Source organism: Pseudomonas sp. Irchel 3H3 (assembly GCF_900187635.1).
Classification (GTDB): domain Bacteria; phylum Pseudomonadota; class Gammaproteobacteria; order Pseudomonadales; family Pseudomonadaceae; genus Aquipseudomonas.
The window spans coordinates 1-4,037 of sequence record NZ_FYEC01000057.1 but is presented as its reverse complement, the minus strand read 5'-3'; the positions used below and the strand labels follow the sequence as shown (position 1 = coordinate 4,037).

Sequence of the window (4,037 nt, the reverse complement as noted above, 5' to 3'; positions counted from 1 at the left end):
CGGCGACACCACTTCTGAAGTGGTTGCCACCCTGTCTGTGGATAAAACCACCGTCACCGAAGGCGGTTCCGTCACCTACACCGTGACCCTGACCAACGCCGCTGGCCTGCCGATGAGCAACCACGGCGAACTGACCTTCAAGCTCTCCGACGGCACCACCATCACCGTTCCAGCCAACAGCACCACCGGCACGGCAACCGTAGTCACCAGCAACGACATCTTCACCGGCGGTCAGCCGGCACTGGTCAACAAGCTGGAAAGCGTATCTGGCGCCGATCAGTTCGAACAACTGACCCTGGGCAAAGACCAGTTCACCACCACCGTCACCGACCAACCGTCGGGCGAAGGCGACAAGATCACAGTCACCATCGAAAGCAATGGCGACGTCCTGGAAAACGCTGCACCGAAGTTCACCGTCAAGGTTGATCAGGTCCTCAAGCAGGACCTGACTGTCACCCTGAGCAACGGCGACACCGTCGTCATCAAAGCCGGCACCAGCAGCGCTCCGTACGAGCTGGCGGCGCAAGGCGATGACGTCTACAAAGACGGCGAAACCATCAAACTCGGCGTCACTGACGCTGCAGTAGACGGTAAATCCTTCGAAAACCTGGTCCTCGGCAACGAAGCCATCGTTAAAGTCGGCGACACCACTTCTGAAGTGGTTGCCACCCTGTCTGTGGATAAAACCACCGTCACCGAAGGCGGTTCCGTCACCTACACCGTGACCCTGACCAACGCCGCTGGCCTGCCGATGAGCAACCACGGCCCGCTGGTATTCACTCTGTCCGATGGCACCAAAATCACCGTTCCTGTGAACGGGACTTCGGCCAGCGCAACCGTCATCGCCAAAGACGACATCTTCGCTGGCGGCCAGACTCCAATCGTCAACAAGCTGGTTTCGGTTACCGGCGCTGAGAACTTCGAGAAGCTGACACTGGGCGATACCACGCTGACTACCAGCGTGACGGACGAACCAGGCTCGGGCGATCCAAAAGATCCGGCTAACGAAGGCGACAAAATCACCGTCACCATCGAAAGCAACGGTGACGTACTGGAAAATGCTGCGCCTAAGTTCACCGTCAAGGTTGATCAGGAACTGAAACAAGACCTGACCGTGACCCTGAGCAACGGCGCGACCGTGGTGATCAAAGCGGGCACCACCAGCGTGCCGTACGAGCTGAAAGCCCAGGGCGATGACGTCTACAAAGACGGCGAAACCATCAAACTCAGCGTCACTGACGCAACGGTTCCAGGTAAATCTTTCGAGAACCTGGTGCTCGGCGACGAGGCTGTGGTCAAGGTTGGCGACACCCTCACTGAGGTGAAAGCCACCCTAACTGTGGATAAAACCACCGTCGCCGAAGGCGGTGAAGTCACCTACACCGTGACCCTGACCAACGCCGCCGGCATGCCGATGGCGAGCCATGGTCCGCTGGTCTTCACTCTGTCCGACGGCACCAAAATCACCGTTCCTGCGAACGGGACTTCGGCCAGCGCAACTGTCACCGCCAAAGACAACATCTTCACCGGCGGTCAGGACGCGATCGTCAACAAGCTCGAGTCGGTTTCGGCTAACAACTTCGAGAAGCTGACCCTCGGCGAAGACCAATACACCACCACCGTCACCGACGAGCCAGGTACTGACGGCGACAAGATCACCGTCACCATCGAAAGCAACGGCGATGTGCTGGAAAACGCTGCGCCTAAGTTCACGGTGAAAGTCGATCAGGAGCTGAAACAAGACCTGACCGTCACCTTGAGCAACGGTGCAACCGTGGTGATCAAAGCCGGCACCACCAGCGTGCCGTACGAGCTGAAAGCCCAGGGCGACGACGTCTACAAAGACGGCGAAACCATCAAGCTGAGCGTCACTGACGCAACGGTTCCAGGCAAGTCCTTCGAGAATCTGGTGCTCGGCGACGAGGCTGTGGTCAAAGTTGGCGACACCCTCACTGAGGTGAAAGCCACCCTGACTGTGGATAAATCCACTGTCGCCGAAGGTGGTGACGTCACTTACACCGTGACCCTGACCAACGCCGCCGGCATGCCGATGGCCAGCCATGGCCCGCTGGAGTTCACGCTGACCGATGGCACCGTGGTGAAAATCCCGGCTAACGGCACCACCGGCACGGCCGTGGTCACCGCCAAAGACAACATCTTCACCGGCGGCCAGGACGCGATCGTCAACAAGCTCGAGTCGGTTTCGGCTAACAACTTCGAGAAGCTGACACTGGGCGACACGACGTTGACCACTTCGGTCACCGACGAGCCTGGTTCGGGCGATCCAAAAGATCCGGCTAACGAAGGCGACAAGATCACCGTCACCATCGAAAGCAACGGTGACGTACTGGAAAATGCTGCGCCTAAGTTCACCGTCAAGGTTGATCAGGAACTGAAACAAGACCTGACCGTGACCCTGAGCAACGGCGCGACCGTGGTGATCAAAGCGGGCACCACCAGCGTGCCGTACGAGCTGAAAGCCCAGGGCGATGACGTCTACAAAGACGGCGAAACCATCAAACTCAGCGTCACTGACGCAACGGTTCCAGGTAAGTCCTTCGAGAACCTGGTGCTCGGCGACGAGGCTGTGGTCAAGGTTGGCGACACCCTCACTGAGGTGAAAGCCACCCTGACTGTGGATAAATCCACCGTCGCTGAGGGCGGTGAAGTCACCTACACCGTGACCCTGACCAACGCTGCTGGCATGCCAATGGCCAGCCATGGTCCTCTGGAGTTCACGCTGACCGATGGCACCGTGGTGAAAATCCCGGCTAACGGCACCAGTGGTACTGCCGTGGTCACCGCCAAAGACAACATCTTCACCGGCGGCCAGGACGCAATCGTCAACAAGCTGGAATCCGTCTCGGCTAACAACTTCGAGAAGCTGACCCTCGGCGACATGACGTTGACCACTTCGGTCACTGACGAGCCAGGTACTGACGGCGACAAGATCACCGTCACCATCGAAAGCAACGGCGATGTGCTGGAAAACGCTGCTCCGAAGTTCACGGTGAAAGTCGACCAGGAACTCAAGCAAGACCTGACCGTGACCCTGAGCAACGGCGCGACCGTCGTGATCAAGGCCGGCACCACCAGCGTTCCATACGAGCTGAAAGCCCAGGGCGACGACGTCTACAAAGACGGCGAAACCATCAAACTCAGCGTCACTGACGCAACGGTTCCAGGTCAGTCGTTCGAAAACCTGGTGCTTGGCGACGAGGCAGTGGTCAAGGTTGGCGACACCCTCACCGAGGTGAAAGCCACCCTGACTGTGGATAAATCCACTGTCGCCGAGGGCGGTGAAGTTACTTACACCGTGACCCTGACCAACGCTGCCGGCATGCCGATGGCCAGCCATGGCCCTCTGGAGTTCACGCTGACCGATGGCACCGTGGTGAAAATCCCGGCTAACGGCACCAGCGGTACTGCAGTGGTCACCGCCAAAGACAACATCTTCACCGGCGGCCAGGACGCGATCGTCAACAAACTCGAGTCGGTTTCGGCTAACAACTTCGAGAAACTGACACTGGGCGACACGACGTTGACCACTTCGGTCACTGACGAACCAGGCTCGGGCGATCCAAAAGATCCGGCCAACGAAGGCGACAAAATCACCGTCACCATCGAAAGCAACGGCGACGTGCTGGAAAACGCTGCGCCGAAGTTCACCGTCAAAGTCGATCAGGAACTGAAACAAGACCTGACCGTCACCCTGAGCAACGGTGCAACCGTGGTGATCAAGGCCGGCACCACCAGCGTGCCGTACGAACTGAAAGCCCAGGGCGACGACGTCTACAAAGACGGCGAAACCATCAAACTGAGCGTCACTGACGCAACGGTTCCAGGTCAGTCGTTCGAAAACCTGGTGCTTGGCGACGAGGCAGTGGTCAAGGTTGGCGACACCCTCACCGAGGTGAAAGCCACCCTGACTGTGGATAAATCCACTGTCGCCGAAGGTGGTGACGTCACTTACACCGTGACCCTGACCAACGCTGCCGGCATGCCGATGGCGAGCCATGGTCCTCTGGAGTTCACGC

1 protein-coding gene is annotated in these 4,037 nt (G+C 58.6%); it reads left to right on the top strand.

All coding sequences use genetic code 11. The features are described from left to right. Positions 1-4,037: immunoglobulin-like domain-containing protein (locus CKW24_RS27600; RefSeq protein ID WP_371917617.1), on the top strand; the 4,037-nt coding region annotated here is incomplete at both ends.